Here is a 24,168-nt window from a genome sequence, read left to right on the forward strand (position 1 = left end):
GGCAACTATTCCGTTGCTTCGGGCCTCTAATGAATTCTTGACCCTTCCATGGGTTTCTGAGGGGCCGTCAGGATCGGTCTGTTTGTGGAACGTGTTCTAGTCTGCGCACGATGAAGGCGTATGTCGTCGGTTTCGGGATGGCCGGGTTCTGGAAGCCCGAGGCCCGTGAATGGCGGCACCGGGACATGATGCGGGAGGCGGGCGGTGCGGCACTCACGGACGCCGGGGTCGCCTACGACGGTATGGAACAGGTTCTCACCGGCTACTGTTTCCAGCCCGCGAGGCGGGCGGCCGGCAGGGGCCGGGGGCGCGGGTCGGGCTCGCGCACGACATCGGGCTGGGCGGCGCGGCGGTGGGGACGGTGCTGCGGGCGGTGCAGAAGAGTCCGGCCGGAGAAAAAATCTCCGAGTTCTGCTGATCGAGGCAACGGTCCGGGCGGCCCAGGGACTCCTTTTGACATCTAGGAGGTGCCCATGGGGGACGGGAAGCAGACTCGGAACGAGGAGTTCCAGAGTTTCGTGGTCGGCCGCTGGCCGCGGTTGATGCGTACGGCATTTCTCCTCACGGGGGAGCAGCACGCCGCCGAGGACCTGGTCCAGTCGACGCTCGAACAGGTCTATGCGGCCTGGCGCCGGGTCGGCGCCGCCGACGACCCGGAGGCGTACGTACGGCGCGTGATGATCAACGCGCACGCGCGCAAACACCGCAGAAAACTGCGGGAGTTCCTCGCGCCGAAGGACGACTCCGGCCTGGTGCGCGAGGTGGCCGACACGGGGGACCGGATCGCCCAGGCCGACGACCGCAGCGCCCTGCTCAAGGCGCTCGCCCAGCTGCCTGTGCGGCAGCGGGAGGCGGTCGTGCTGCGCTACTGGGAGGACCTGACGGAGACGCAGACGGCGGAGGCGATGGGCTGCTCGGTCGGCGCGGTGAAGAGCAACGCGGCCAAGGGGATCGCGAAACTCCGTGCCATACCGGGACTGGCCGAGACGGTGACGTACGGAGGGCGGAAGTGATGAGCGCGGACCGGGAGAAGCACGACATGACGCAGACGGACATCGCCCTCCTGCTCGCGGACGCGGCGGACGAGGTGGAGATCGGTATAGCCCCGGTCCAGGCGGTCATCCGCGGCGGCCGGCGCCGCAAGGCGCGGCGCTGGGCGGTGGCCACGGCCACGGCCCTGGTGCTGGCGGGCTCGACGGGGGCGACCCTGGCCTTCGCCGGGCTGCCCGGGGGGCACACGGACCGGGGAGTGCCGATGGCGCCGCCCCGGCCGGCGTCTCCCGAGCAGCGGCACGTGTACGCGCCGCAGACGACGGAACTGGCCCGCGGGATGTACCGGGGCAAGGAGTGGCGGGTGCGCCTCCAGGTGTGGGGTGCGCCCACGGACAAGGCGGAGGCCGGCCGGCAGTACGAGGCGATGGCCGGACTGGGCATCGAACCGGCGGTCGACAAGCCGGCCGGCCTGATCGGCAAGGCCTCCTTCTTCACCACCCGCGCCTGGGGCGACCACCGGCCGCAGCAGGTCATGTTCAACACGATGAAGGAGTGGGACCGCATGGCGGGCACGGACCTGGAAGCCGCCGCCACCCGGCTGGGATGGACCGCCGAGAGCTCGGACCGGCTGGTGATCGGGAAGGTCGCCAAGACCGCGACCCAGGTCAAGTGCACCTGGAACGACGGCGACACCATCGCGGACGTGACCCGTGGGGTCGCCGGGACCCCGTGGAACTGGTTCGTCTGCGTGGCGCCGGAGGGGAAGCGCTACAAGAACGCGGAGGTGATCCAGTAGCCGGGGGCGGCCGGACGCCCGCTCACAGCCACCCCTGCTGCCGGGCCTCCCGCACCGCCTCGGTCCGGTTCCGGGTGCCGGTCTTGCCGATCGCGGAGGAGAGGTAGTTGCGGACGGTGGACTCGGACAGCCGCAGCCTCGCGGCGATGTCGGCGACGGTCGCCCCGTCCACGGACGCCTTCAGCGCGTCGCACTCACGCGCCGTCAGCGGATTCGGCCCGGCGCTGAGCGCGGCGGCGGCCAGCGCCGGATCGACCACGGTCTCGCCGGTGAGCACGCGCCGGATCGCCGCGGCCAGCTCCTCCACCGGCCCGTCCTTGACGAGGAAGCCGGCGGCACCGGCCTCCATGGCCCGGCGCAGATAGCCGGGCCGGCCGAAGGTGGTGAGGATCAGCACTCGGCAGTCGGGCGCCCGGTCCCGCAGCTCGGCCGCCGCGTCCAGCCCGCTCATGCCCGGCAGTTCGATGTCCAGCAGGGCCACGTCCGGCCGCTGAGCGAGCACGGCGTCCACAATGCCGTCCCCCGACCCCAGCTGCGCCACGACCTCGATGTCCGCCTCCATGCCGAGCAACAGAGCCAGAGCGCCACGCATCATGCCCTGATCCTCGGCGAGCAACACCCGGATGCACGCGACGGGCCGGCTGTCCCGGGGCATCTCGTTCATGGGGTCAGGGTACGGCGGGGGAGCGGGGGCGGTGCGGCCTATCAAAGACTCGGCATGGTCCGCTGCGGCGGGGGTTGACGGCTTCCGGTGGTGCCCAAACAATCGCCTCTGCGTTTCCCGCGATCCCCGGTAATTCCACAGGGGGAATGGGTTCGGTATGTCGATCGAACGTCGTTCGGCATATCGGACGTACGTGACCCCACCCGCACCGCCCTACGACGAAGCCGAGGTGCACCGTGCTCCTGAGATCCCCCCACGTCCGGTCCCGGCGGCCGAGAGACGTCCTGCTCTCCGTCCTCGCCGTCTGCGCCACGATCGCCGCGCTCCTGCTCGGCAGCGCCGCCCCGCAGGCCGCCGCCGCCGGTTCGCTGCCCTGTGACCTCTACGGCGCCGCCGGCACCCCCTGCGTCGCCGCGCACAGCCTGGTCCGGGCGCTGTACTCCTCGTACAACGGCCCGCTGTACCAGGTGCAGCGGGCCTCGGACGGGGCGACGGCGAACATCGGTCTGCTGTCCGCCGGCGGGTACGCCGACGCCGCCGCCCAGGACTCCTTCTGTTCCGGCACGACCTGCCTCATCACCGAGATCTACGACCAGTCCCCGCGCCACAACGACCTCACGATCGAGGGCGCGGGAGGCGCCGGGGCGGCCGACGTGGGTGCGCCCGCGGACGCGCTGCCGGTGACCGCCGGCGGCCACCAGGTCTACGGCCTGGAGATCTCCGCCGGCATGGGCTACCGGGACAACTCCACCTCGGGCGTGGCCGTGAACGGTCAGGCCGAGGGGATGTACATGGTGACCTCGGGCACGCACGTCAACAACCGCTGCTGCTTCGACTACGGCAACGCCGAGACCAACAACATGGACACCGGCAACGGCCACATGGACGCCATCAACTTCGGCACCGAGTGCTGGTTCGCGCCCTGCTACGGACAGGGCCCCTGGGTCCAGGCCGACCTGGAGAACGGGCTGTTCCAGTCCGACGCCGGCGGGAGCAAGAACACCTCCGACACCGGCACCGGACCGATGCCGTTCGTGACCGCGCTGCTGAAGAACAACGGCCGGAACCATTTCGCGCTGAAATACGGAAACGCCCGATCGGGCGGGCTGACGACCACCTATTCCGGAGGCGAGCCGACCGCCGGCGGCTACTCGCCGATGCACCAGGAGGGCGCGATCGTCCTCGGCACCGGCGGCGACAACAGCAACGGCTCGATCGGATCCTTCTTCGAGGGCGTGATGACCTCCGGCATCCCGACCGACGCCGCCGACGCCGCCGTCCAGGCCGACATCGTCTCCGTCGGCTACGGCGGCCCGACCGGCAGCACCGGCACGCTGAGCCCCGGCTCGGAGATCTCGCTGCGCGCCACGACCTCCTGCTGCACCGCCGACTACGTCCGCCACCGGAACGACGCGGGCGTCATCTCCACGGTGACCTCCAGCAGTTCGTCCCTCGACAAGAACGACGCCACCTGGATCGTCCGCCGCGGCCTCGCGAGCGGCTCCTGCGTCTCCTTCGAGTCGCGGAACTATCCCGGCGACTTCCTGCGCCACTCCGACTACCGGCTCTACCGGCAGCCCATGGACGGCAGCGCCCGGTTCCGGGCCGACGCCACCTTCTGCCCGCAGACCGGCAAGAGCGGCACCGGCACCTCGTTCGCCTCGTACAACTACCCGACGCGATACCTGCGCCACTACAGCCACAACCTGTACATAGCGAGCAACGGCGGATCCAACGACTTCGACAGCGCCACCTCCTGGGCCGCCGACGTCAGCTGGGCAGTCGGCTCGCCCTGGGCGCCGTAGCCGCCGTATCCGCCGGTTCGTCACCGCCGGCCGGGAGGTCGGCGGTGACCGTGAAGCCGCCGCGCGGCGCCGGGCCGGCCGTGAGGGAGCCGCCCGCCGCCGCGAGGCGCTCGGCCAGCCCCTTCAGCCCCGTGCCGCCGGTGCCCCCGCCCGGCCGGCCGACGGACGCGCCCGTCCCGTCGTCCGCGACCGTCAGCCGGACCCGCTCGGCGGCCCCCTCCACGGTGATCTCGCAGCGGCTCGCGCCGCTGTGCCGGACGACGTTGGTGACCGCCTCGCGCACCACCCAGCCGAGCAGCGCCTCGGTCTGCGGGGCGAGCGGCGTCCCGGACTGACGGACCAGCGGCTGCACGCTCGCCGCGGACAGCGCCGAGCGGGCCCGGGTCAGCTCGGTGGCCAGGCTGCCCTCGCGGTAGCCGGTCACCGCCTCACGGATCTCGGTGAGCGCCTGCCGGCCCACCGACTCGATGTCCGAGATCTGTGCCAGCGCCGCGTCCATGTCGCGCGGGGCCAGCCGGCGGGCCGCCTCCGACTTCACCACGACCACCGACAGGGTGTGCCCGAGCAGATCGTGCAGATCGCGGGAGAAGCGCAGCCGCTCCTTCTCCACCGCGCGCCGGGCCAGCTCCTCACGGGCGGCCCGCAGCTCCCGTACGGCCTCGGACAGGCTGAGGATCGCGGCGGTCACCATGCTGGACAGGAAGGTGGCGTAGGCGATGTTCGTCGCCTCGTCCCAGCCGGACCGGAACCAGGAGACGGCCCCCGCGTACGCCGTGAGCAGCAGGCCGACGCGGCCCAGCCACGGTCCGCGCACGACGGCTCCGGTGGCGAGGCCCAGCAGCGGGAAGAACATCAGCCAGTTGCCGCCGTAGCCCAGGGCGAGCCCCGTCGTCACCAGGCCGAGCAGGCCCAGCGCCACCCGGGTGGACACCGACTCGCGCCGGGCCCGGTCGAAGCAGCGGAAGGTGACGTGGACGTAGAGGGAGTTGAAGGCCAGCAGGCCAAGGCCACCGATCCACGGATTCGGGGTCTCGCCCTGGAGCAGGTTGGAGAAGGCGCCCATGCCCAGCAGCAGCCAGGGCAGCAGGGTGAAGCCGGTGGGCGGCGGGCCCGGGTGTTCGACGGCGGAGTCGCTGCCGTTCTTCCGGGCCGCCCGCCGCGTGGCGTTGAACCGCTCGAACTCCGCCCGCCACGCCGGCCGTTCCTCATGCCAGGCCGCCCATGGGTACTGCAGTCTCCGCCACCACGTCATCTCGGATGTCCCCCGTTTCGAACGCCTCGCGCCGGTCGTGCGCGAGGCAGCACAGCGTACGAATCGAACGGTACGAAACCGGACCCGCCCCCGGCAGACACGGATGTACGGATTCCGGCAGGACGAATGTCACGGCCCACATCGGCTGACACGGCGTCAGGAGCCTTCACAACTGCGGGGGGCTGGGTTATACAGGGGGCGCCGGACTGGAACGCGTTCTAGATCGGCCCGCAGCGACCCCGGTGCGGCCGACGGTGCGGACGTCCGCGCCGGGGTCTTTCGCCGTCACTGTCCCAGGAGCCTCATGCCCATCGACGCAGCGAAGGCCCTCGCGGCCGAACCCCGGACCGGCGAGATCAGCTGGGACCACAAGGACGTACAGCTCTACCACCTCGGCATCGGGGCCGGCCTGCCCGCCACCGATCCCGACGAGCTGCGCTACACCCTGGAGTCCCGGCTGCACGTACTGCCGAGCTTCGCCACCGTCGCGGGCAACGGCTCCCCCGGAGTGATCAGCGGGCTGTCCATGCCGGGGATCGACGTCGACCTGGCGCGCGTCCTGCACGGCGGGCAGACCCTCGTGATCCACCGCCCGATCCCGGTGCGGGGCACCGCCACCGCCACCGGCCGGATCGCCGCCGTGTACGACAAGGGCAAGGCGGCCGTCCTGGTCATGCGCACCGAGGTCGCCGACGCCGACGGCCCGCTGTGGACCAGCGACGCCCAGATCTTCGTACGCGGCGAGGGCGGCTGGGGCGGCGACCGCGGTCCCTCGACCCCCACCGGCCCGCCCGCCGGCGACCCCGACCGGACCGTCGAGCGCCCGGTCCGCGAGGACCAGGCCCTGCTCTACCGCCTCTCCGGCGACTGGAACCCGCTCCACGCCGACCCCGACTTCGCCAAGCGCGCCGGCTTCGACCGGCCCATCCTGCACGGCCTGTGCACCTACGGCATGACGCTCAAGACGGTCGTGGACACCCTGCTCGGCGGCGACGTGACCCGGGTGCGCGGCTACCGCGCCCGGTTCGCCGGGGTCGTGTTCCCGGGGGAGACCCTGCGCGTGTCCATGTGGCGCGAGGAAGGGCGGGTGCGGGTCACGGTGGGTGCGGTGGAGCGGGGGGACGCGCCGGTTCTCGTGGACACCGTCGTAGAGCACTCCTGAAACCAGCATCCGAGGGGAGCCGCACCATGCGCGCAGCCGTACTGCACGAGATCGGCCAGGAAAAGCTGGAGGTCCTCGACGACGTCGAGGCGGTGGGCTTCGGCCCCGGCAAGGTCAGGGTCCGGGTGCGCGCCACCGGGCTGTGCCACTCGGACCTGTCCGCGATGAACGGGGTGCTGCCCCAGCCGGCCCCCTTCGTCCCCGGGCACGAGGGCGCCGGCGAGATACTCGACGTCGGGGACGGTGTACGGCACCTGAAGCCGGGCGACCGGGTCGTCCTGTGCTGGCTGCCCGCCTGCGGGACCTGCCCGGCGTGCAGACGCGGCCAGACGCAGCTGTGCCTGGCCGGGTTCATGAACGCGGGCACTCCCAACTTCCGGCGCTCCGGCGGCGACCTCTTCGGCTTCGCCGGCACCGGCACCTTCGCCGAGGAGGTCGTGGTCGACGCCGGCTGCGCCGTCCCTCTCCCGGACGACGTGCCCTTCGACATCGCCGCGCTCATCGGCTGCGGAGTCACCACCGGACTGGGCGCCGCCCTCAACACCGCCGATGTGACGGCCGGTTCGTCGGTCGCCGTCATCGGGTGCGGGGGCGTCGGCATCTCGGCGGTGCAGGGGGCGCGGCTGAAGGGCGCCGCCGAGATCGTCGCCGTCGACCCGGTCGCCTCCCGCCGCGAGTCCGCCCTGAAGTTCGGGGCCACCCGGGCCGTATCGCCCGAGGAACTGGCCGACGCCAAGCAGCAGGTCACCGGCGGCGAGGGCTTCGACTACGTCTTCGAGGTCGTCGGCAGGTCCGCCACCGCCCGCACCGCCTACGAGAACACCCGGCGCGGCGGCACCCTCGTCGTGGTCGGCGCCGGCGCCATGGACGACGTCCTCCGGCTCACCATGTTCGAGCTGTTCTTCGACGAGAAGCGCATCCTGCCGTCCCTGTACGGCGGCGGCGACGTGCTGCGCTCCTACGAGCGCACGATCGCCCTGTGGCGGGCCGGCCGCGTCGACCTCGCGGGCCTGATCACCCACCGGGTCCCGCTCGCGGAGATCAACGAGGCGCTGGACCAGATGCGCACGGGGACCGCCCTGCGCACCTGCATCGAGATCTGAGGACGGGGAGCGAGATGGCACTGCCACTGGAGGGGCTGTCCGCCGTCGTCACCGGCGCCGGACGCGGCCTCGGCCGGGCCGAGGCCCTGGAACTCGCCCGGCTCGGCGCGGCCGTCGTCGTCAACGACTACGGGCAGCCCGGCCGGGACGGAACCGGCGCGGCCTGCGCGGGGCCCGCCGAACAGGTCGCCGAGGAGATCCGCGCGGCCGGCGGCACGGCCGTACCGCACACCGGAGACATCGCCGACTTCCACCACGCAGGCCGACTCGTCCGGTTGGCGATCGCCGAGTTCGGGAAGCTGGACATCCTCGTCAACAACGCCGGCATCCTGCGCGACCGCATGGTCTTCTCCATGACCGAGGACGAGTGGGACTCGGTGATCCGCGTCCACCTCAAGGGACACTTCAACACCACCCACTTCGCCGCCGCGCACTGGCGGGAGCGGTCCAAGGCGGCCGGGTCGGCGGTGTACGGGCGGATCGTGAACACCTCCTCGGAGGCGTTCCTGGCCGGATCCGCCGGCCAGCCCAACTACGCGGCGGCGAAAGGCGGAATCGTCGGGCTGACCACCTCCACCGCCCTCGCCCTCGGCAAGTACGGCGTCACGGCCAACGCCATCTGCCCGCGCGCCCGGACCCGGATGACCGAGGACGTCTTCGCCGGCCTGCGGAAACCGGACGAGGGCCTGGACCCGCTCGCTCCCGAGCATGTCGCCCCGCTCGTCGGCTATCTGGCCTCGCCCGCCGCCGCCAAGGTCAACGGCCAGCTGCTCGTCGTACACGGCGGCATGGTGGCCGTCGTCGAACGGCCGCGTGTGCAGGCGAAGTTCGACAGCAGGCAGGAGACCTTCACCTACGACGAACTCGACGCGCTGCTCACCCCGCACTACGCCGGCCGGCCGGCGGAGGAGACGTTCGCCGCGGCGGAGGTGCTGGGGCTCCGGCGCGGGTGAGGTCCGGGTACGGAAAAGGGGCGCTCGCCCAGCGAGCGCCCCCCTTTCTTCCTTACCGCCAGGCAGCTGCCTCGGCCGGCTCCTGGGCCGGCTTGCGGTGCCGGCCGTGCGGAGTCGTCTCGCTCTCCTGGACCGCGACCGGGCCCCGGTGTCGGCCGTGGCCGGCGGTCTCGGAAGAGCCGGCAGACAGCTGCTGCATCGTGCTGGTGTCGCTCATCGGACGTATTCACCCCGTCAACATGATCTTTCGTACAGCCGAGCGAGTCTAACCGGTGCGCCACGGGCCGAATCCAGGCGCACACGCCGACCGGCACTACTTCGTTACAAGACGTCCCAGAGGCGCCTGCTGCAGCGGCACGGGACGCGCCACCGATCGTGCGGGAGGGGCCAGTTCGGCCGTCGGCCGGTGTGCTTCGGGCGCGCCGCGGGGTGGAGCGTCCGGGCCCACCGCCGACTGGAGTGCTTCGGGTGACGGTGCGTCCGGCTGCGCCGCCGGCCGGTGCGCTTGGGGTGACGGTGCGTCCGGTCGCGCTGTGGGCCGGAGTGCTTCGGGTGGCGGAGCGTCCGATTCCGCCGCGGACTGGAGCGCTTCGGGTGGCGGAGCGTCCGATTCCGCCGCCGGTGCAGTCGGTGACCCGTCCCCCGCCGGACCCGCGGTGCCGCTCGCGGCCCCCCGCGGCGCAGGCACCTCCGCCACGCCGCACGGAGTCGTATCGGTGGCGTACGGCAGGCGCAGGACGCCGTCCCGCGTCCACAGCCCGGCGCCCGCCAGCCAGCCCTCGGGCGCCGGAAGATGCCGCAGCTGCCGCTCGGCCGGCCGCCAGGTGCCCACCCAGGTGCCGAACGCCCCGTCGACGCGCAGCGCCACCGCGCAGTTCTCCGGCATCAGCACCTGCCCCGGCTGGATCGCGAACGGAGTCACCGTGCACTCGGGCACCCGCACGCACTCCGGGAACCGCACCGGCAGGGTGCTGCCGAGCACGCCCCAGCCCAATCGTTCCTGCCCGGGCGACGGCGCGTCGGAGGAGATCAGCAGCAGTCCGCTGTCGGGGTCGGCGAGCAGCAACCGGTCGTCGCTGCCGTCCGCGATCTGGAGCAGCGGCGAGACCTCCCCGGCCCGCCCCAGATCCACCACGACCGTCTTGGTGCGCCCGCCCAGCTCCCGGTCGAGCGCCAGCAGCCGCCCGTCCCGGTCCAGCCAGACCCCGCCCGAGCAGCGCCCCGGCACCTCCGCGAGCCGCTCCGGGCCGAACACCCCGCCCGCCACCAGCCACACCACGCTGGAACGCGGCCCCACGGCGAGGGCGTACGCCCTCGCGCCCCCCGGTGCCGGCGGCAGCAGCCCGAGCCGGGTGCCGGGCTCCGGGCACTCCACCGCGCCCAGCGGCAGCTCGCCGGTGCCGGGCCCGGTCGGGTACAGCAGCGAGAAGGCGTGCCGCCCGTCCACCAGGCGGTGGATCAGCACCCGCCCGTCGCCCATCGGCTGCACCCCGGTGCCGGGCTCCTCCGGCTGGTTGCCGGGCAGCGGCACCGCGTAGGGCTCCGGGCCGTCCAGGGTCCAGCGCTCCGGGAACCAGGACTCACCGTCCCGCGCGAGCCGGGCCGCGTACGCGCCGTCCGCCGTGATCACACACCCCGCCCCCGGCGCACTGTCGGCCCCGTCCGTGGAGGGGGGTTCGATCGCACAGACCGTCATCGTTCGGTCACCTCCGGCGACGAAGCTAGTTTTCGCACGCACAGGCGGGGGAGCGGCCGTCCGCCGCTTCACACATACGGGTGGCGCAGAAGCGATTCACCTGAGGAAATCAGTGCTTGTGTGCTGAGCGGGGCCAGACCGGGCCGATGCGGTACAGCCCCGCCGAACAGCCAGGTAGCCTTGGGCCGTGCCCCGTCTGTCTGAAGTCATCGCCGCGCTGGAAAGCCTGTGGCCCGCCGAGCGGGCCGAGTCCTGGGACGCGGTCGGCACGGTCGTGGGCGACCCCGACCAGGAGGTCACCCGGGTCCTGTTCGCCGTCGACCCCGTGCAGGAGATCGTCGACGAGGCGGTGAAGCTCGGCGCCGACCTGCTCGTCACCCACCATCCGCTCTATTTGCGCGGTACGACGACGGTCGCGGCCACGCACTTCAAGGGCCGGGTCGTGCACACGCTGATCAAGAACGACATCGCGCTGCACGTCGCCCACACCAACGCCGACACCGCCGACCCGGGTGTCTCCGACGCCCTCGCCGGCGCCCTCGACCTCCGGGTCGTCCGACCCCTCGTACCGGACCCCACCGACCCGCACGGATGCCGGGGCCTCGGTCGCGTCTGCGAACTCGACCACCCCCTCACCGTCCGCGAACTGGCCGCCCGCGCCGCCGAGCGGCTGCCCGCCACCGCGCAGGGCATCCGGGTGGCCGGCGACCCCGAGGCCGTCGTCCGCACGGTCGCCGTCAGCGGCGGCTCCGGCGACAGCCTCTTCGACCAGGTCCGCGCGGCCGGCGTCGACGCCTTTCTCACCGCCGACCTGCGCCACCACCCGGCGTCCGAGGCGGTCGCCCAGAGTCCGCTCGCGCTGCTCGACGCGGCGCACTGGGCCACCGAGTGGCCCTGGTGCGAGCTGGCCGCGAGCCAGCTGGACGAGATCTCCGACCGCCACGGCTGGGACCTGCGCGTCCACGTCTCCAAGACGGTCACCGACCCCTGGACCGCCCACGCCGCGTCCACCGCCCACCCGTCGCCCACCACCACCCTTCCAACGAGCGCTTCGCGCGCCCCTTCCGATACCACGGGAGCCCCCAACTGAACGCCGCGCCCGCCGACCAGATCCGACTCCTCGACGTCCAGGCCCTCGACGTCCGCCTCCAGCAGCTCGCGCACAAGCGCAGGTCGCTCCCCGAGCACGCCGAGATCGAGTCGCTGACGAAGGACCTCACGCAGCTGCGCGACCTCCTCGTCGCCGCGCAGACCGAGGAGAGCGACTGCGCCCGCGAGCAGACCAAGGCCGAGCAGGACGTGGACCAGGTGCGCCAGCGCGCCGCCCGCGACCAGCAGCGCCTGGACTCCGGGGCGGTCGCCTCGCCGAAGGACCTGTCCAACCTCCAGCACGAGATCGCCTCCCTCGCCAAGCGGCAGGGCGATCTGGAGGACGTGGTCCTGGAGGTCATGGAGCGCCGCGAGGCCGCGCAGGAGCGGGTGAACGAGCTGACCGAGCGGGTCGCCTCGGTGCAGTCGAAGATCGACGACGCCACCGGCCGCCGGGACGCGGCCGTCGAGGAGATCGACACCGAGGCCGCTTCGGTCACGAAGGAGCGCGAGGTCGTCGCCGCCTCCGTCCCCGCCGATCTCCTCAAGCTCTACGACAAGCTGCGCCAGCAGCAGGGCGGCATCGGCGCGGCCAAGCTGTACGCCCGCACCTGCCAGGGCTGCCGGCAGGAGCTGGCCATCACCGAGCTGAACGAGATGCGCGCGGCCGCGCCGGACACCGTGACGCGCTGCGAGAACTGCCGCCGGATCCTGGTGCGCACGGCCGAGTCGGGTCTGTAAGGGGCTTCAGGGGTGAGGGAGTTCATCGTCGAGGCCGACGGCGGGTCACGGGGCAACCCGGGGCCCGCGGGCTACGGCAGCGTGGTCCTCGACGCGGCGACGGGCGAGCCCCTGGCCGAGGTGGCGGAGTACATCGGCGTCGCCACGAACAACGTCGCCGAGTACCGCGGCCTCCTGGCCGGCCTCCGCGCCGCCCACGCCCTCGACCCCTCCGCGGCGGTCCACGTCCGCATGGACTCCAAGCTCGTCATCGAGCAGATGTCGGGCCGCTGGAAGATCAAGCACCCCGCCATGAAACCGCTGGCGACCGAGGCCCGCTCCGTCTTCCCGCCGGACCAGGTCACCTACGAGTGGATCCCCCGCGACCAGAACAAACACGCGGACCGCTTGGCCAACGAGGCGATGGACGCCGGCGCCCGGGGCGAACAGTGGTCCGCGTCGACGTCACGGGCGGCCCTGGACACGCCGGTCGCCGTCCCGGAGCGGCCGGGCCCGCCCGGAGACGCGACGGCAGGCGCGGCCAAGGCGCGGGCGGCCCTGGCGGAAGGCCGGTCAGCCGCTTCGAGACGTCCGGTGGCCGCTCCGGCCGAGGACGACATCGAGGCGGAAGCGGCCCGCGATGCCGCGGCAACGCGTGCCGCCGCCACCGCTGCGGACGCCGACACCGCGACAGCTGTGGGCACTGATGCCGCCGTGACTGAGGGCACTGATGCCGTCGCCGCAGCCGCGGACATCGATGCAGCCGCACCCGCAGCCGCATCTGCATCCGCGGGCGTCGATTCCGCCGTAGCCGCGGGCAGCCGTGCCGCCGGGGTGGCGCCCGTCCCGCAGAAGGCGGCACCGCCCAGCGAGCGGCGTCCGACCACCCCCGGCCACGAGCACGGCACCACGCCGGGCTGGAGCGCCGCCCCCGACCTCGGCGCCCCCGCCACCCTCGTCCTCCTCCGCCACGGCGAAACCCCGCTGACCCCCCAGAAGCGCTTCTCCGGCAGCGGCGGCACCGACCCCTCCCTCTCCGCGGCCGGCCGAGAGCAGGCGCAGCGCGTCGCCGCGGCCCTGGCCCGGCGTGGCACCATCCAGGCCGTCATCGCCTCCCCCCTCACCCGCACCCGCGAAACCGCCGCCATCGTCGCCGGCCGCCTCGGCCTGGACGTCACGATCGAGGACGGCCTGCGCGAGACGGACTTCGGCGCCTGGGAGGGCCTGACCTTCGGCGAGGTGCGCGAGCGCTACCCGGACGACCTCAACGCCTGGCTCGCCGACCCGGAGGCCCACCCCACCGGCGGCGGCGAGAGCTTCGCCGAGACGGCCACCCGGATCGCCGCCACCCGGGACAAGCTGGTCGCGGCCCACGCCGGCCGCACGGTCCTGCTGGTCACCCACGTCACCCCGATCAAGACCCTCGTCCGCCTCGCCCTCGGCGCCCCGCCCACGGCGCTGTTCCGGATGGAGCTGTCGGCGGCCTCCCTGTCGGCGGTGGCGTACTACGCCGACGGCAACGCGAGCGTACGGCTGTTCAACGACACGTCCCACCTGCGGAGCTGAGCTCGGCCGCCGCCCGCGCCAGCTCCTCGATCCGACCCCAGTCCCCGGCGGCCACCGCGTCCGCCGGCACCATCCAACTACCGCCCACACAGCCGACGTTGGGCAGGGACAGATACTCCGGCGCGGTCTTGGGGCCGATCCCGCCGGTCGGGCAGAAGCGGGCCTGCGGCAGCGGACCGGCGAGCGACTTCAGATAGGCCGTACCGCCCGCCGCCTGCGCCGGGAAGAACTTCATCTCCCGCACCCCGCGCTCCAGCAGCGCGACCACCTCCGAGGTGGTCGACACACCCGGCAGGAACGGCACCCCGGCCCCGCGCATCGCCATCAGCAGCGCCTCCGTCCACCCGGGACCGACCAGGAACCGCGCCCCGGCCGCCACGCACGCGCCCACCTGCTCCGGCCTGATCACCGTGCCCGCCCCGACCACGGCCCGGGGGGCCTCGGCGGCGATCGCCCGGATCGCGTCCAGCGCGGCCGGGGTCCGCAGGGTCACCTCGATCGCCGGCAGCCCGCCCGCCACCAGCGCCCGCGCCAGCGGAACGGCGTCGGCGGCGTCGGCGAGCACCACCACGGGCACGACGGGTGCGAGGTCCAGCACGGAGGCGGCCGGGGACGAGGGCGGCGGCGAGGTCATGGCCTCATCGTGCCGAGGAACTGCATCACTCGCAATGAGCGTTGCGCATGTTGCAATGGCTTACGGGGCCCGGTGCTCAGTGGATCTCCTCCACCAGCACGTCCAGTGCCCACGCCTTGCCCGCCTTCCCCGGCGCCTCCGCCTCCACGACGTACCCCAGCTCCCGCAGCACCTCCACCAGCTCGGCGGGATCCTGCGGCGCGGTCCCGGACGTCAGCAGGCTGCGGACGATCCGGCCCTTGGTCGCCTTGTTGAAGTGGCTCACGACCTTCCGCGTCGGCGCGTGCAGCACCCGTACGGTCGCCGTCCGCCCCGCCACCTCGCCCTTCGGCCGCCAGGCCGCCGCGTAGGCGGAGGACCGCAGGTCCAGGACCAGGCCGTCCCCGGCCACCTCGGGCAGCACCTCGGCCATCGGCGCCCGCCAGTGCCCGGCCAGCGCGCCGAGCCCCGGCAGCTTCACCCCCATCGAGCAGCGGTAGGAGGGGATCCGGTCCGCGACCCGCACGGCGCCCCACAGCCCCGAGAAGACCAGTAGCGACTCCGTCGCGCGCCGCCGGGCCGCGGCGTCCAGCGTGGCCAGACCGAGGGCGTCGTACAGGACGCCGGTGTAGATCTCCCCGGCGGGGCGGGCGCCGGCCGTGCGCAATCCGGCGTTCTTCGCCACCTCGCCGCGCAGCCCCTCGCTCAGCCCGAGCACCTCGCGGGCCTTCTCCTCGTCGCCGGAGCACAGCTCGACCAGCTCCCCGAGCACGGCCTCCCGCGCGGCGGTCAGCCCCGGCAGGGACAGCGACCGGAGCTCCAGCGGGGCACCCTCGCCCGAGTTCGCCTTGCCTTCGGAGGGCGGCAGCAGGACCAGCAACACGTACTCCTTACGTAGACCTCCGCGCCAGGGTACGGCGTGCCGCCCGCCCGCCCCACGGCGCGCGTCGTCACGCCGACGGCGGCCGCGCGTCCTCCGATCCGCGAGGGGTCGGTGCAGAAGTCGACGTCGCGGCACGGTCAAGCGGCGGCCTGCGGCGTGCCGAGCCAGGTGAACCGGTCGCCGTGATCACCTTGCCGACGCCGGCCTAGGGGACGCCCGACAACCGGCGGTCCTGGCGACGGCCGGCGGTCCACGGGGCCGCGGTCGCCCGGTAGCATGGTCCTCACGGCAGACGAGCCGGGCGGACGGCCGCGTGGAGCCCCCTGGGGGCTTCCCGAGGAACGTCCGGGCTCCACAGGGCAGGGTGGTGGCTAACGGCCACCCGGGGTGACCCGCGGGACAGTGCCACAGAAAGCAAACCGCCGAGAGCTCCGGCCCTCGGTAAGGGTGAAACGGTGGTGTAAGAGACCACCAGTGCCCAGGGTGACCTGGGCAGCTAGGTAAACCCCACCCGGAGCAAGGTCAAGAGGGGCGCCGTGAAAAGCGCCCTGCGCGGACGTTCGAGGGCTGCCCGCCCGAGTCCGCGGGTAGACCGCACGAGGCCGGCGGCAACGTCGGCCCTAGATGGATGGCCGTCACCCCGGCGTCCGCGAGGACACCGGGGGACAGAACCCGGCGTACAGCCCGACTCGTCTGCCGCCCAGGGCTTCCGGCCAGCGAAATCGCAGGTCGGAAACGGCTACGTACGCAGCCTTGAAAGCAGCCGCACAGCGGCCGTCCCGCGTGCAGAGCCTTCAGAGTGTGCTCGAACCGGCGCCGGATACGGCGCCGGATACGGCCCCGAAGGCGACCGGCGGCTTCGGCGGCCGTGACGAAGGCGGCTTCGGACAGCTCGTCGTTTCGTGGCCGTAGCCGGTCGGCCTGGTTGCCGGCTGTCAGCTGATTCGGGGCGCCTCGGGGAGCGGCCCGGTCGCCCGTCACCGACCTGACAACCTCCCGTCCGTCTCGTCCGGCCGGTCAGGAGGGCGCGCCGGCCAGGACTTCCACCTTGCCGGTGTCGAGCGAGTAGAAGGCGCCGACCACGGCAAGGGCGCCCTTTCCCACAAGTGGGGCCAGGTCCCGGTTGGAGCGCAGATCGGCCGCGGTCAACTCGACCTGGGCGCGGGCCATGGTCTCGACCGGGTCGGCGCCACCCTCCCGGACTGCCTGCTCGTACGCCGGCTGCAGAGCTTTGACGATCGCCTGCAGGTTGCCGGACAGCGGTACGCCGTCACGAAGGGAGCGGTACGCCGCTTTGACGGCGCCGCAGCGCTGATGCCCGAGGACCACGATGAGGGGGGTGTCACTCGTCATAGGCCCGTACTCGACAGAACCAGTGACCACCGGGCCGACCGCCTCACCGCCCGTGCGCATCACGTAGAGGTCACCCAGGCCGGTATCGAAGAGGAGTTCAGGCGGCACTCTGGAGTCGATACACGAGAGGATCGCCCCGAACGGCTCCTGCTCCTGGGACGTGAGCTGACGCCGGTTCGGATCCCGGTCGGGGTGTTGGAGGTTTCCGCTCACCCAGCGCTCGTTGCCTTCCATCAGCCTCGCGAATGCCGTAGCGGGCGTGGTGGGCCGCGCTTCCGGCGAAGCGCTGGTCGCCGACGAGGCGGCCCTCGTCGATGAGCACCCCGAAAGCGCGACCGTGGCGCCCATGAGTCCGCCGGCAAGCAGTGCTCTACGATCCGGACGTCCGGCTCTGTCCATCGGTCGTTCCCCTCGGTGCCGGATACATTCCTGCGGTTGACCAGGCCAATTGTTCAGCGTGGTGTGGGTGCGCCGGCAGCAGGCGCAAGCGGGCGCGGGCTACATTGCACGCAGACAGCCCACAGAACCGGCTCGGGCGGTGGCGTGGACCCTGATGCCGAGACCGGCCCTGCCCGACTGGAGCACCGACGGCCGGGTGCCGTCCGTTCTCGTGCCCACCGGCCTCGGCCCGATCCGCGCGCCGCCGTCCTGACCGACCTTGCCGTCCTCGGGGTGCACCGGCGACTCGTGCGTGCAGCGCGGATACCGCCGATGTCACTGGCGGTCGACCCCGTTGTCAGTCCCCCCTGCCATCATCTCGCCATGCTGTACGACGCCTTGGTGGCCGAATCCCGCAGGCACGACTCGCTCGATGACGTGAGGTCGGCCGCGGTCGACCGCGTGCGGTGGCTCGTCGATCTCCTGGAGCGCCAGCGGAGCGAGTTCCGGCGCTCCATGGGGCATGAGCACCGGCGGTCCCGGGGAGCGGAGGGCGGGGCGGTCCAGGACGAGATCGACCGGCGGCTCGCGGCCTGTGACGACGAGGAGGGCCGGGCCGCCGTCCTCTGCCTGATGCTGGCCGCCCGCTTCGACGCCATCAGCTCCTGGCAGTACGACGCCGAGACCCGGGCGCTGATCGCGCGGGTGCGCGGCTGGACGCCCGCCGAGGTCGCGGTGATGCTGCTCCGCGTCACCGAGTGCACCAGGGGCTACTGGTTCGCCGGTGCGCTGGGGACGGTGCTGGATGTCGTCGACCGGCTCGACGCCGACGACTGCCGCGCGCTGCTGCCCTGGCTGCGGCACGCCCACGCGGCGCTGAGGAACGCGACGATCGAGGCCCGGCAGCGCGCGTCGCTCGCCCAGCGCCTGCGCGCGCTGCTCGCGAGCGCGGACGAGGCGCACATTCCCGAGGGACTGATCCCGGCCCACGCCCCGTGGGCCGCCCCGCTGAGCGCCCGTGCGGAAGACTCGCCGACACCGGAACTGGCGGTCCTCGTACGGCACTTGGCGAGCCCCTCGGGCCCGCGTCCCACACAGCGGTGGCGGCGCACGTGCCTCGAACTCGTGGACGCGGCCGCGGCGCGCGACCTCATGGCCGACGTCCTGCGGGCACTGGCCGAGGACGATCCCCTGTGCAGCGCGGGAAGCGGGGCGCACACCGGCTGGATCGGCGACAGCTACCACTACCACTACGTCGTCCACCAGAACGACGGGGACCTGGCACGCGGCGTCGTCTGGGCGGCCGCGCTGACCGGTGGCCCGGGCACGGTGCGGCACCTCAGCGCGCTCGCCCTGCGCAGCGGCGCCCCCGGCAGCGACGTGATCGAGGACCTCAAGCTCGCGGGCGCGGCGATCAACGCGCTGGCCGAGACCGGCGATCCGGCCTCGCTGGAGGCCCTGTGGCAGCTCCGGGCCCGGATCAGGCACCGGGCGCTGCGCAAGCAACTCGACACCGCGCTGACGACGGCGGCCGGGAAGCAGGGGATCACGGCGGAGCAGCTCATCGAGCGCAGCGTGCCGGACCACGGGCTGGCCCCGGACGGTTCGCTGGAACGGGAGATCGGCGGACACCGGGTACGGGTGGCGATCGAGGACGCGGCGACCGTGCGGCTCACCTTCACCCGCCCCGACGGGAAGACGTCCCGTACGGCTCCCGCCGCGGTGAAGGACGGCTTCCCGGACGAGCTCCGGCAGGTGAAGGCCCTGGCCAAGGAGGTGCGGGCGACCCTGTCGGGCGAGCGGGCCCGCGTCGAGGCGCTGATGTCGGCCGGGCGCGAGTGGCCGTACGACGAGTGGTGCCGCCACTACCGCGACCACCCGGTCACCGGGACTCTCGCCCGCGGTCTGATCTGGGAGTTCCTGGGCGCGGACGGCGAGTGGCGGGCGGTGGCACCGGCGGCCGGGCCGGCCGGCCGGCCCGAGCGGGTCCGGCTGTGGCATCCGATCCGGGCGTCGGCGGGCGAGATCAGGGAGTGGCGGGAGCGGCTCGTCGCCGAGCGGCTGCGGCAGCCGTTCAAACAGGCGTTCCGCGAGATCTATCTGCTCACCCCGGCCGAGGAGGAGACCGGCGTCTACTCCAACCGGTTCGCCGCCCACATCGTCCACTACCCGCAGCTCTACGCACTGTTCAAGGGACGCGGCTGGCAGGCCAACTTCCTCGGCCGGTACGACGGTGGCTACGACGGGCAGGCGCGGGCCGAGTTCGGCGACGGCGCGTGGCGGGCCTGCTTCCACCACGAGCCCGCCGCGGACGACGGCGGCGGTTACGCGCCCGAGTACGCGGCGACCGACCAGGTCCGCTTCGAGCGGCGGGACGGCCGGCGCTGGCGGCAGGTTCCCCTCGCGGAGGTGCCCCCGCTGGTGTTCAGCGAGGCGATGCGGGACGTCGACCTGTTCGTCGGCGTGACCTCGATCGCCGCCGATCCCGACTGGACCGACCGGGGCGAGGACCGCTACGCCGGGTACTGGCGGACGGCCTCCTTCGGTGCACTGACGGCGAGCGCCGAGGTCCGCCGCGCGGTGCTGGAGCGGATCCTGCCGCGCCTGAAGATCGCCGGCCGGTGCTCGCTCGACGGCCGCTTCCTGGTGGTCCGTGGGGACCTGCGCACCTACAGGATCCATCTGGGCTCGGCCAACATCCTCATGGAACCGGACGACGCCTACCTGTGCATCGTCCCGTCACGCGGGAGGAGCGAGGGCAAGGTCTTCCTGCCCTTCGAGGACGAGCGGCTCTCCCTGATCCTCAGCAAGGCGTTCCTGCTCGCCGCCGACACCCGGATCACCGACGAGTCCATCCTCATGCAGATCAAGCGAGGTGCCTGATGGCGACCGTGACGTTCCGGGACGAGACCGCGACAGGCAGGCCGGTCGGCGAGTGGGAGGTCGCCGGGCTGCCGGAACGGATGACCGTACGGGAGCTGATCAGGCTCCGGGTCCGCGAGGAGGTCGCCCGGCACAACGCCCACCCGGGCGACCGCTTCAACGGCCTCGTCCGCCCCGACGACGCGGAGACGGAGCTGAACGGCTACCGGCTCCGCGGGCCCCGCCGCATCGACTGGGAGCGCCAGGCCGAGATCGCCGAGCGCGCCTTCCTGGCCAACGGGTTCTTCGTGCTGGCCGGCGATCGCCAGGTCGAGGAGCTGGACGACGTCGTGGACCTCACCGTCGATCCCGACCTGGTCTTCATCAAGCTCGTCGCCCTGGTCGGCGGCTGAGAGAGCGGGACCGCCCGCCCCGTCGGAACGTAGGCTGGGCGCCGTGAAGGTCCTCGGTCTGTGCGGAAGTCTGCGATCCGGGTCGCTCAACGCGGCCGTGCTGCGTTCGGCGGCGGACCTGACCCTGCCCCCGCGACAACTCGTCATCGACCAGGGCCTGGACCGCCTGCCCTTCTTCGACGCCGACATCGAAACCACCGCTCTGCCCCGGGTCGTGGCGGACTTGCGGGCCGCGGTCGGCGCGGCGGACGGGCTGCTGGTCGTGACCCCGGAGTACGCCCACGGCACCTCGGGCGTGCTGAAGAACGCCCTCGAGTGGCTGGTCGGCGGCGGTGAGGCCGCCGGCAAGCCGGTGGCCCTGGCGAGCGCGTCCCCCGCGCTGTCCGGCGGCGACCGGGCCCGGGCCTGGCTGGCCGAGACGCTCACCGTGATGGGCGCCCGGGTGCTCACCCCTCAACTGGGCATCCCCCAGGCCACCTTGAAGGTCGCCGACGGCCGGGTCACGGACGAGACGACCCTGGCCGCCCTGGGTGACCTGCTCGACACCCTCGCCACCGCCGCGGTCCCGACCCCGGCGCCAGAGCCCTCCTCGGACGCCACCGCGCCTTCCACGGCGACCTGACCGGCCGAGGGGCGGTGCTCGAAGAGGTGCGGCGAAGACGGCGCTGCTCCTCCCTGCGCGAGGCCCTGTGCGCTGCTCCTCCCTGCGGCAAGCCCCTGCGCGTCACTCCTCGAACAGCACCTCCTGTTCGCCCTCCTTGCCGGCCCGGACCCGCTGGTTCCGGGCGCCGATGACCACGGCCGTCGCCGCCGCCGTCACGCCGAGGGCGACCGGGACCATCCAGCCGCGGTCGAGGACATGCCCGAGGGCGTGGTCGAGGGAGAGCCGGCCCGGGCCCGCGACGGCGAGGCCGGCCGCGGCCAGCCCCAGGCTCGCCGCGTGCTCGTAGCCGCCCTCCTGGGCGAAGAAGCCGTTGGGCAGGTGGACCGTCGCCGCCCCCGCCATCGCACCGGCCGCCGCCGCGCCCGCCGCCGGGGTCGCGAGGCCCAGCGCCAGCAGCGTGCCGCCGCCCGCCTCGGCCAGCCCCGCCGCCGTCGCGCTCGCCTTGCCGGGCGCGTAGCCGACGGACTCCATGAACTGGCCGGTGCCCGTGAGGCCGTGCCCGCCGAACCAGCCGAACAGCTTCTGCGCGCCATGAGCCGCCAGCACCCCGCCGGTGCCCAGCCGGAGCAGCAGCAGGCCCAGATCACGTCGGTCGTAACAGCTCACGGTGACTCCCATGCAGACAGGCGGCCAGGTCCCTCCCGTGTTCCCTCCCGTGTCCCCACCCTGGCACCCGTGACCCCGCCCGGCCCCTCCTGGCTGCCGTTCGGGTGGCGGGCGCGCAGGAGCGGTGTGAGCCTGGCGCCATGACGATTCAGCCAGCCAAGCTCAGCAATCCGGCCGTCCGGGCCTTCGTCCACGCCGTCAACTCGCACGACCGCGAGGGCTTCATGGCCCTGCTCGCGCCCGGCGCCACCATGTCCGACGACGGCTCCGACCGTGACCTCGCCGACTGGATCGACCGCGAGATCTTCTCGTCCCACGGTCACATGGAGGTCGACAACGAGTCCGACGGCGGCCGGACCCTCCTCGCCCGCTACTCCAACGACACCTGGGGCGAGATGCGCACCAAGTGGAGCTTCACCGTCGACGACGACGGCCGGATCTCACGGTTCGAGACCGGGCAGGCGTAACCGCGGTTCCGCCCGCGGCCCTTGTGTCCGCGTGCGCTCCGACTTCTGGCCTCCGCGGGCATGGAGACCACCAGGACATGGGGACGCAGCGGTATCGGCGTGAGCGCCCTCGGCCGGCTGCGGGCCCGCAGCCCGCGCACCGTGCCGATCCCCGGTTTCCGGACCGTCGCCCAGGCCGAGCAGAACGCGGGTGCGCTCGCGCAAGGGCCGCTCGACACCGGACAGCCGGCCGAGATCGACCACTGCTCCGGCGCTGAGCGGCCCCGACGGGGCGTACGACCAGGTCAGCGGCGGTAACCGCCGTACTGCTCCTGCGCGTACCGCTTCTGAGAGTGCCGGCCGGACCCCTGGGACGCGCCCTGTTCGGTCAGGGTGAGCTGTCCGGCTCCGATGGTGGCCAGGCGTGGGGCGCGGCGGGCGATGGAGGATTGAGGAGCCCTGGGGAAACGGTGTGCAAGGACTGAGAAACCGGGGTAACTCATCGGATTCTCATAACGCGGCAAATTCCGCGCCGTACGGGCCCGCGGAGCGGGAAACCGCTGTTCGACGCGGTGTACGGTCCCCGGGTGCGTGAATGTTCCCGGCTCAGCCGGCGTGCCGTCCTCGGGCTGACGGCCGCCGCCCTGCCCCTGTCCACGGCCACCGAGGCCGCCGCCACGTCCCCGGAGCTGTCTGCTTCGCTCAAGCGGGGAGGGACCCACATCGGCGGCGAGCGCCTGGCCCGCACCGGCGTCCAGGTGCGCGGCGCCACCGGACTGCCCAAGAAGCTCACCGCCCGCGCCTGGCTGGTCGCGGACTGCACGAGCGGCGAGGTGCTCGCCTCCTTCGACGCGCATCGGCGCCTCGCGCCCGCGTCCACACTGAAGATGCTGTTCGCGGACACCCTGCTGCGGAAGTTCGACCGTACCCAGCGCTACCGGATCACCGACGCCGACCTCGCCGACGTCCCGGCCGGCTCCAGCCTCGTCGGCATCAAGCCCGGCATCACCTACACCGTCGAGCAGTTGTGGCAGGGCGTGTTCCTGCGCTCCGGCAACGACGCCGTGCACGTGCTGTCCCGCATGAACGGCGGCATCGCCAGGACGGTCGCCGAGATGCAGGCCAGGGCGGCGGACCTCCAGGCCCTGGACACCCATGTGGTCAGCCCCGACGGCTTCGACCACAAGGGGCAGCTCTCCTCGGCGTACGACCTCACGCTCTTCGCCCGGCACGGCCTGAAGGACGCCGATTTCCGCGGCTACTGCGGCACGAGAACCGCCGACTTCCCGGCGGGCGGCGAGAAGACCTTCCAGATCCAGAACACCGACCGCCTGCTGACCGGGGCGTGGGGCCTGAAGCCGTACGACGGCCTCATCGGCGTCAAGAACGGCTACACCAGCCATGCCGGCAACACCTTCACCGGTGCCGCCACCCGGGACGGGCGCACCCTGCTGGTCACCGTGATGCATCCCGACTCCGGCGGCAACGCCGTCTACGAGGAGACCGCCGCGCTGTTCGACTGGGGCTTCGGGCACGGGCGTGCGGCGCAGGCGGTGGGCACCCTGGTCGAGCCGCTCAGCGAGGGCGGGGCGAGCGGGAGTTCGGCGCCCGCGCGGAAGACCGTGCAGGCCGCGGCCGGCCCGCCCGGCTCGGCGTCCGGCAGCGGCTCGGGGTGGCATGCGGTCGAGGGCGCCGCCGGTGCGCTGGCGCTGCTGGGCGCGGGTGCCTGGGCCCTGCGCCGCCGGGCGCGGCCGGCGGCTGCGCACGAGGGGGAGGAGCGGGCCGCCGGGGGCCGGCGCCGACGCTGAGCGGGCCGCGTCACGGGCCTCGGCCTGGGCGGGCGGTACCGCGGGCGGCGGTGCTGAACGGCCGAACCACGGACGTCGACACGTGGGCGCACCGCGGACAGCCGGCGCCGAGCGCGCCGCACGAGGTCATGCGGCGGCCGTTCCACCGGCCGGCGTGCACCCCGCGGTCCGCCGCGAGGTCCACCCCCAACTCCGGCCCGGTGGAACGGCCGCCGTCCCCCCTCGGAATGGTCGCGGAACCTATGTGCTCCAACTGTGAAGCTCTGGTGGAGGAAAGTTGAGCACACGTCCGTGACGGGCCGCAATAGCACGGATGTTCAAGTTCCGCTTGCGCGGGCCGGGA

The 24,168-nt window shown here is 73.0% G+C and carries 22 protein-coding genes, 1 other RNA gene and 1 pseudogene; 16 read left to right on the top strand and 8 right to left on the bottom strand.

From position 1 onward, the window contains the following. Positions 1–473: 473 nt before the first annotated feature. Together ACZ7DL_RS11670 and ACZ7DL_RS11675 are read left to right on the top strand one after the other, a co-directional pair. Positions 474–1,013 (top strand): SigE family RNA polymerase sigma factor, encoded by a 540-nt coding sequence (locus ACZ7DL_RS11670; RefSeq protein ID WP_470773480.1) that lies wholly within the window; start codon positions 474–476, stop codon positions 1,011–1,013. Continuing rightward, positions 1,013–1,789, top strand: coding sequence for a hypothetical protein (locus ACZ7DL_RS11675; protein WP_470773482.1), 777 nt, complete (start codon positions 1,013–1,015; stop codon positions 1,787–1,789). Before ACZ7DL_RS11670 ends, ACZ7DL_RS11675 begins: the two co-directional genes overlap by 1 nt. Before the next feature lie 22 nt (positions 1,790–1,811). Here the strand turns inward: ACZ7DL_RS11675 and ACZ7DL_RS11680 are convergent, their stop codons facing one another. Continuing rightward, entirely contained in the window at positions 1,812–2,453 is a 642-nt protein-coding gene (locus ACZ7DL_RS11680; RefSeq protein WP_470773483.1) for a response regulator, read from the bottom strand. Between the two features lie 236 nt (positions 2,454–2,689). Here ACZ7DL_RS11680 and ACZ7DL_RS11685 point away from each other — a divergent pair, with 236 nt between their 5' ends. Then, entirely contained in the window at positions 2,690–4,258 is a 1,569-nt protein-coding gene (locus ACZ7DL_RS11685; RefSeq protein WP_470773485.1) for an alpha-L-arabinofuranosidase B, read from the top strand. Here the strand turns inward: ACZ7DL_RS11685 and ACZ7DL_RS11690 are convergent. Continuing rightward, positions 4,224–5,510 carry a sensor histidine kinase gene (locus ACZ7DL_RS11690; protein WP_470773487.1) on the bottom strand — a complete coding sequence of 429 codons (1,287 nt, stop codon included), beginning with the start codon at positions 5,508–5,510 and terminating at the stop codon, positions 4,224–4,226. The two genes, ACZ7DL_RS11685 and ACZ7DL_RS11690, sit on opposite strands and share 35 nt — an antisense overlap. 304 nt (positions 5,511–5,814) lie before the next feature. Here ACZ7DL_RS11690 and ACZ7DL_RS11695 point away from each other — a divergent pair, with 304 nt between their 5' ends. From ACZ7DL_RS11695 to ACZ7DL_RS11705, 3 genes are read left to right on the top strand one after another with little or no spacing between them, the layout of a single operon-like run. After that, positions 5,815–6,672, top strand: coding sequence for a MaoC/PaaZ C-terminal domain-containing protein (locus tag ACZ7DL_RS11695; protein ID WP_470773489.1), 858 nt, complete (start codon positions 5,815–5,817; stop codon positions 6,670–6,672). A gap of 26 nt (positions 6,673–6,698) precedes the next feature. Continuing rightward, positions 6,699–7,775 (top strand): Zn-dependent alcohol dehydrogenase, encoded by a 1,077-nt coding sequence (locus ACZ7DL_RS11700; protein WP_470773491.1) that lies wholly within the window; start codon positions 6,699–6,701, stop codon positions 7,773–7,775. Between the two features lie 14 nt (positions 7,776–7,789). Further along, complete coding sequence (locus ACZ7DL_RS11705) at positions 7,790–8,728, top strand: 3-oxoacyl-ACP reductase (RefSeq protein WP_470773493.1); 939 nt, start codon at positions 7,790–7,792, stop codon at positions 8,726–8,728. A 52-nt stretch (positions 8,729–8,780) separates the two neighbouring features. Here ACZ7DL_RS11705 and ACZ7DL_RS11710 read toward each other — a convergent pair whose 3' ends face one another. Together ACZ7DL_RS11710 and ACZ7DL_RS11715 are read right to left on the bottom strand one after the other, a co-directional pair. Then, positions 8,781–8,945, bottom strand: a complete 165-nt coding sequence (locus tag ACZ7DL_RS11710) for a hypothetical protein (protein ID WP_470773494.1) — start codon at positions 8,943–8,945, stop codon at positions 8,781–8,783. A gap of 96 nt (positions 8,946–9,041) precedes the next feature. Then, positions 9,042–10,424 carry a hypothetical protein gene (locus ACZ7DL_RS11715; RefSeq protein WP_470773496.1) on the bottom strand — a complete coding sequence of 461 codons (1,383 nt, stop codon included), beginning with the start codon at positions 10,422–10,424 and terminating at the stop codon, positions 9,042–9,044. A 187-nt stretch (positions 10,425–10,611) separates the two neighbouring features. Here ACZ7DL_RS11715 and ACZ7DL_RS11720 point away from each other — a divergent pair, with 187 nt between their 5' ends. The 3 genes from ACZ7DL_RS11720 to ACZ7DL_RS11730 are packed head-to-tail and all read left to right on the top strand — an operon-like array spanning position 10,612 to position 13,799. Next, positions 10,612–11,514: a Nif3-like dinuclear metal center hexameric protein gene (locus tag ACZ7DL_RS11720; protein ID WP_470773497.1), complete on the top strand. Its 903-nt coding sequence runs from the start codon at positions 10,612–10,614 to the stop codon at positions 11,512–11,514. Continuing rightward, on the top strand, positions 11,511–12,254 hold the full coding sequence (locus tag ACZ7DL_RS11725) for a zinc ribbon domain-containing protein (protein ID WP_470773593.1): 744 nt from the start codon (positions 11,511–11,513) through the stop codon (positions 12,252–12,254). Before ACZ7DL_RS11720 ends, ACZ7DL_RS11725 begins: the two co-directional genes overlap by 4 nt. Before the next feature lie 12 nt (positions 12,255–12,266). Next, complete coding sequence (locus ACZ7DL_RS11730) at positions 12,267–13,799, top strand: bifunctional RNase H/acid phosphatase (RefSeq protein ID WP_470773499.1); 1,533 nt, start codon at positions 12,267–12,269, stop codon at positions 13,797–13,799. Here ACZ7DL_RS11730 and eda read toward each other — a convergent pair. Both eda and yaaA read right to left on the bottom strand, forming a co-directional pair. Next, positions 13,771–14,433, bottom strand: coding sequence for a bifunctional 4-hydroxy-2-oxoglutarate aldolase/2-dehydro-3-deoxy-phosphogluconate aldolase (gene eda / locus ACZ7DL_RS11735; RefSeq protein ID WP_470773501.1), 663 nt, complete (start codon positions 14,431–14,433; stop codon positions 13,771–13,773). The two genes, ACZ7DL_RS11730 and eda, sit on opposite strands and share 29 nt — an antisense overlap. 76 nt (positions 14,434–14,509) lie before the next feature. Next, on the bottom strand, positions 14,510–15,292 hold the full coding sequence (gene yaaA, locus ACZ7DL_RS11740) for a peroxide stress protein YaaA (protein ID WP_470773503.1): 783 nt from the start codon (positions 15,290–15,292) through the stop codon (positions 14,510–14,512). Positions 15,293–15,588: 296 nt separating this feature from the next. On the opposite strand from yaaA, the gene rnpB reads away from it, so the two are divergent. Further along, positions 15,589–15,991: RNase P RNA component class A (gene rnpB / locus ACZ7DL_RS11745), an RNA gene on the top strand. Between the two features lie 321 nt (positions 15,992–16,312). Here rnpB and ACZ7DL_RS11750 read toward each other — a convergent pair. Continuing rightward, positions 16,313–16,996, bottom strand: a complete 684-nt coding sequence (locus ACZ7DL_RS11750; protein WP_470773505.1) for a carbonic anhydrase — start codon at positions 16,994–16,996, stop codon at positions 16,313–16,315. 414 nt (positions 16,997–17,410) lie between these two features. On the opposite strand from ACZ7DL_RS11750, the gene ACZ7DL_RS11755 reads away from it, so the two are divergent. The 3 genes from ACZ7DL_RS11755 to ACZ7DL_RS11765 are packed head-to-tail and all read left to right on the top strand — an operon-like array spanning position 17,411 to position 20,923. Further along, entirely contained in the window at positions 17,411–19,909 is a 2,499-nt protein-coding gene (locus ACZ7DL_RS11755; RefSeq protein WP_470773507.1) for a DUF4132 domain-containing protein, read from the top strand. After that, entirely contained in the window at positions 19,909–20,301 is a 393-nt protein-coding gene (locus ACZ7DL_RS11760; protein WP_470773509.1) for a hypothetical protein, read from the top strand. The genes ACZ7DL_RS11755 and ACZ7DL_RS11760 overlap by 1 nt, the downstream gene beginning before the upstream one ends. Positions 20,302–20,344: 43 nt before the next feature. Further along, positions 20,345–20,923, top strand: coding sequence for an NADPH-dependent FMN reductase (locus tag ACZ7DL_RS11765; protein WP_470773511.1), 579 nt, complete (start codon positions 20,345–20,347; stop codon positions 20,921–20,923). Positions 20,924–21,025: 102 nt separating this feature from the next. On the opposite strand, the gene ACZ7DL_RS11770 is transcribed toward ACZ7DL_RS11765, so the two are convergent. Further along, complete coding sequence (locus ACZ7DL_RS11770; protein ID WP_470773512.1) at positions 21,026–21,571, bottom strand: DoxX family membrane protein; 546 nt, start codon at positions 21,569–21,571, stop codon at positions 21,026–21,028. A 140-nt stretch (positions 21,572–21,711) separates the two neighbouring features. On the opposite strand from ACZ7DL_RS11770, the gene ACZ7DL_RS11775 reads away from it, so the two are divergent. From ACZ7DL_RS11775 to ACZ7DL_RS11785, 3 genes and pseudogenes are all read left to right on the top strand, one after another. Beyond that, on the top strand, positions 21,712–22,038 hold the full coding sequence (locus ACZ7DL_RS11775) for a nuclear transport factor 2-like protein (RefSeq protein ID WP_470773513.1): 327 nt from the start codon (positions 21,712–21,714) through the stop codon (positions 22,036–22,038). Between the two features lie 105 nt (positions 22,039–22,143). After that, a pseudogene (locus tag ACZ7DL_RS11780) lies at positions 22,144–22,335 on the top strand (hypothetical protein); the annotation flags it as partial. 269 nt (positions 22,336–22,604) lie between these two features. Then, positions 22,605–23,825 (top strand): D-alanyl-D-alanine carboxypeptidase family protein, encoded by a 1,221-nt coding sequence (locus ACZ7DL_RS11785; protein WP_470773515.1) that lies wholly within the window; start codon positions 22,605–22,607, stop codon positions 23,823–23,825. Positions 23,826–24,168 lie beyond the last annotated feature (343 nt).

It is taken from the genome of Streptomyces sp. NPDC036984 (genome assembly GCF_055607665.1).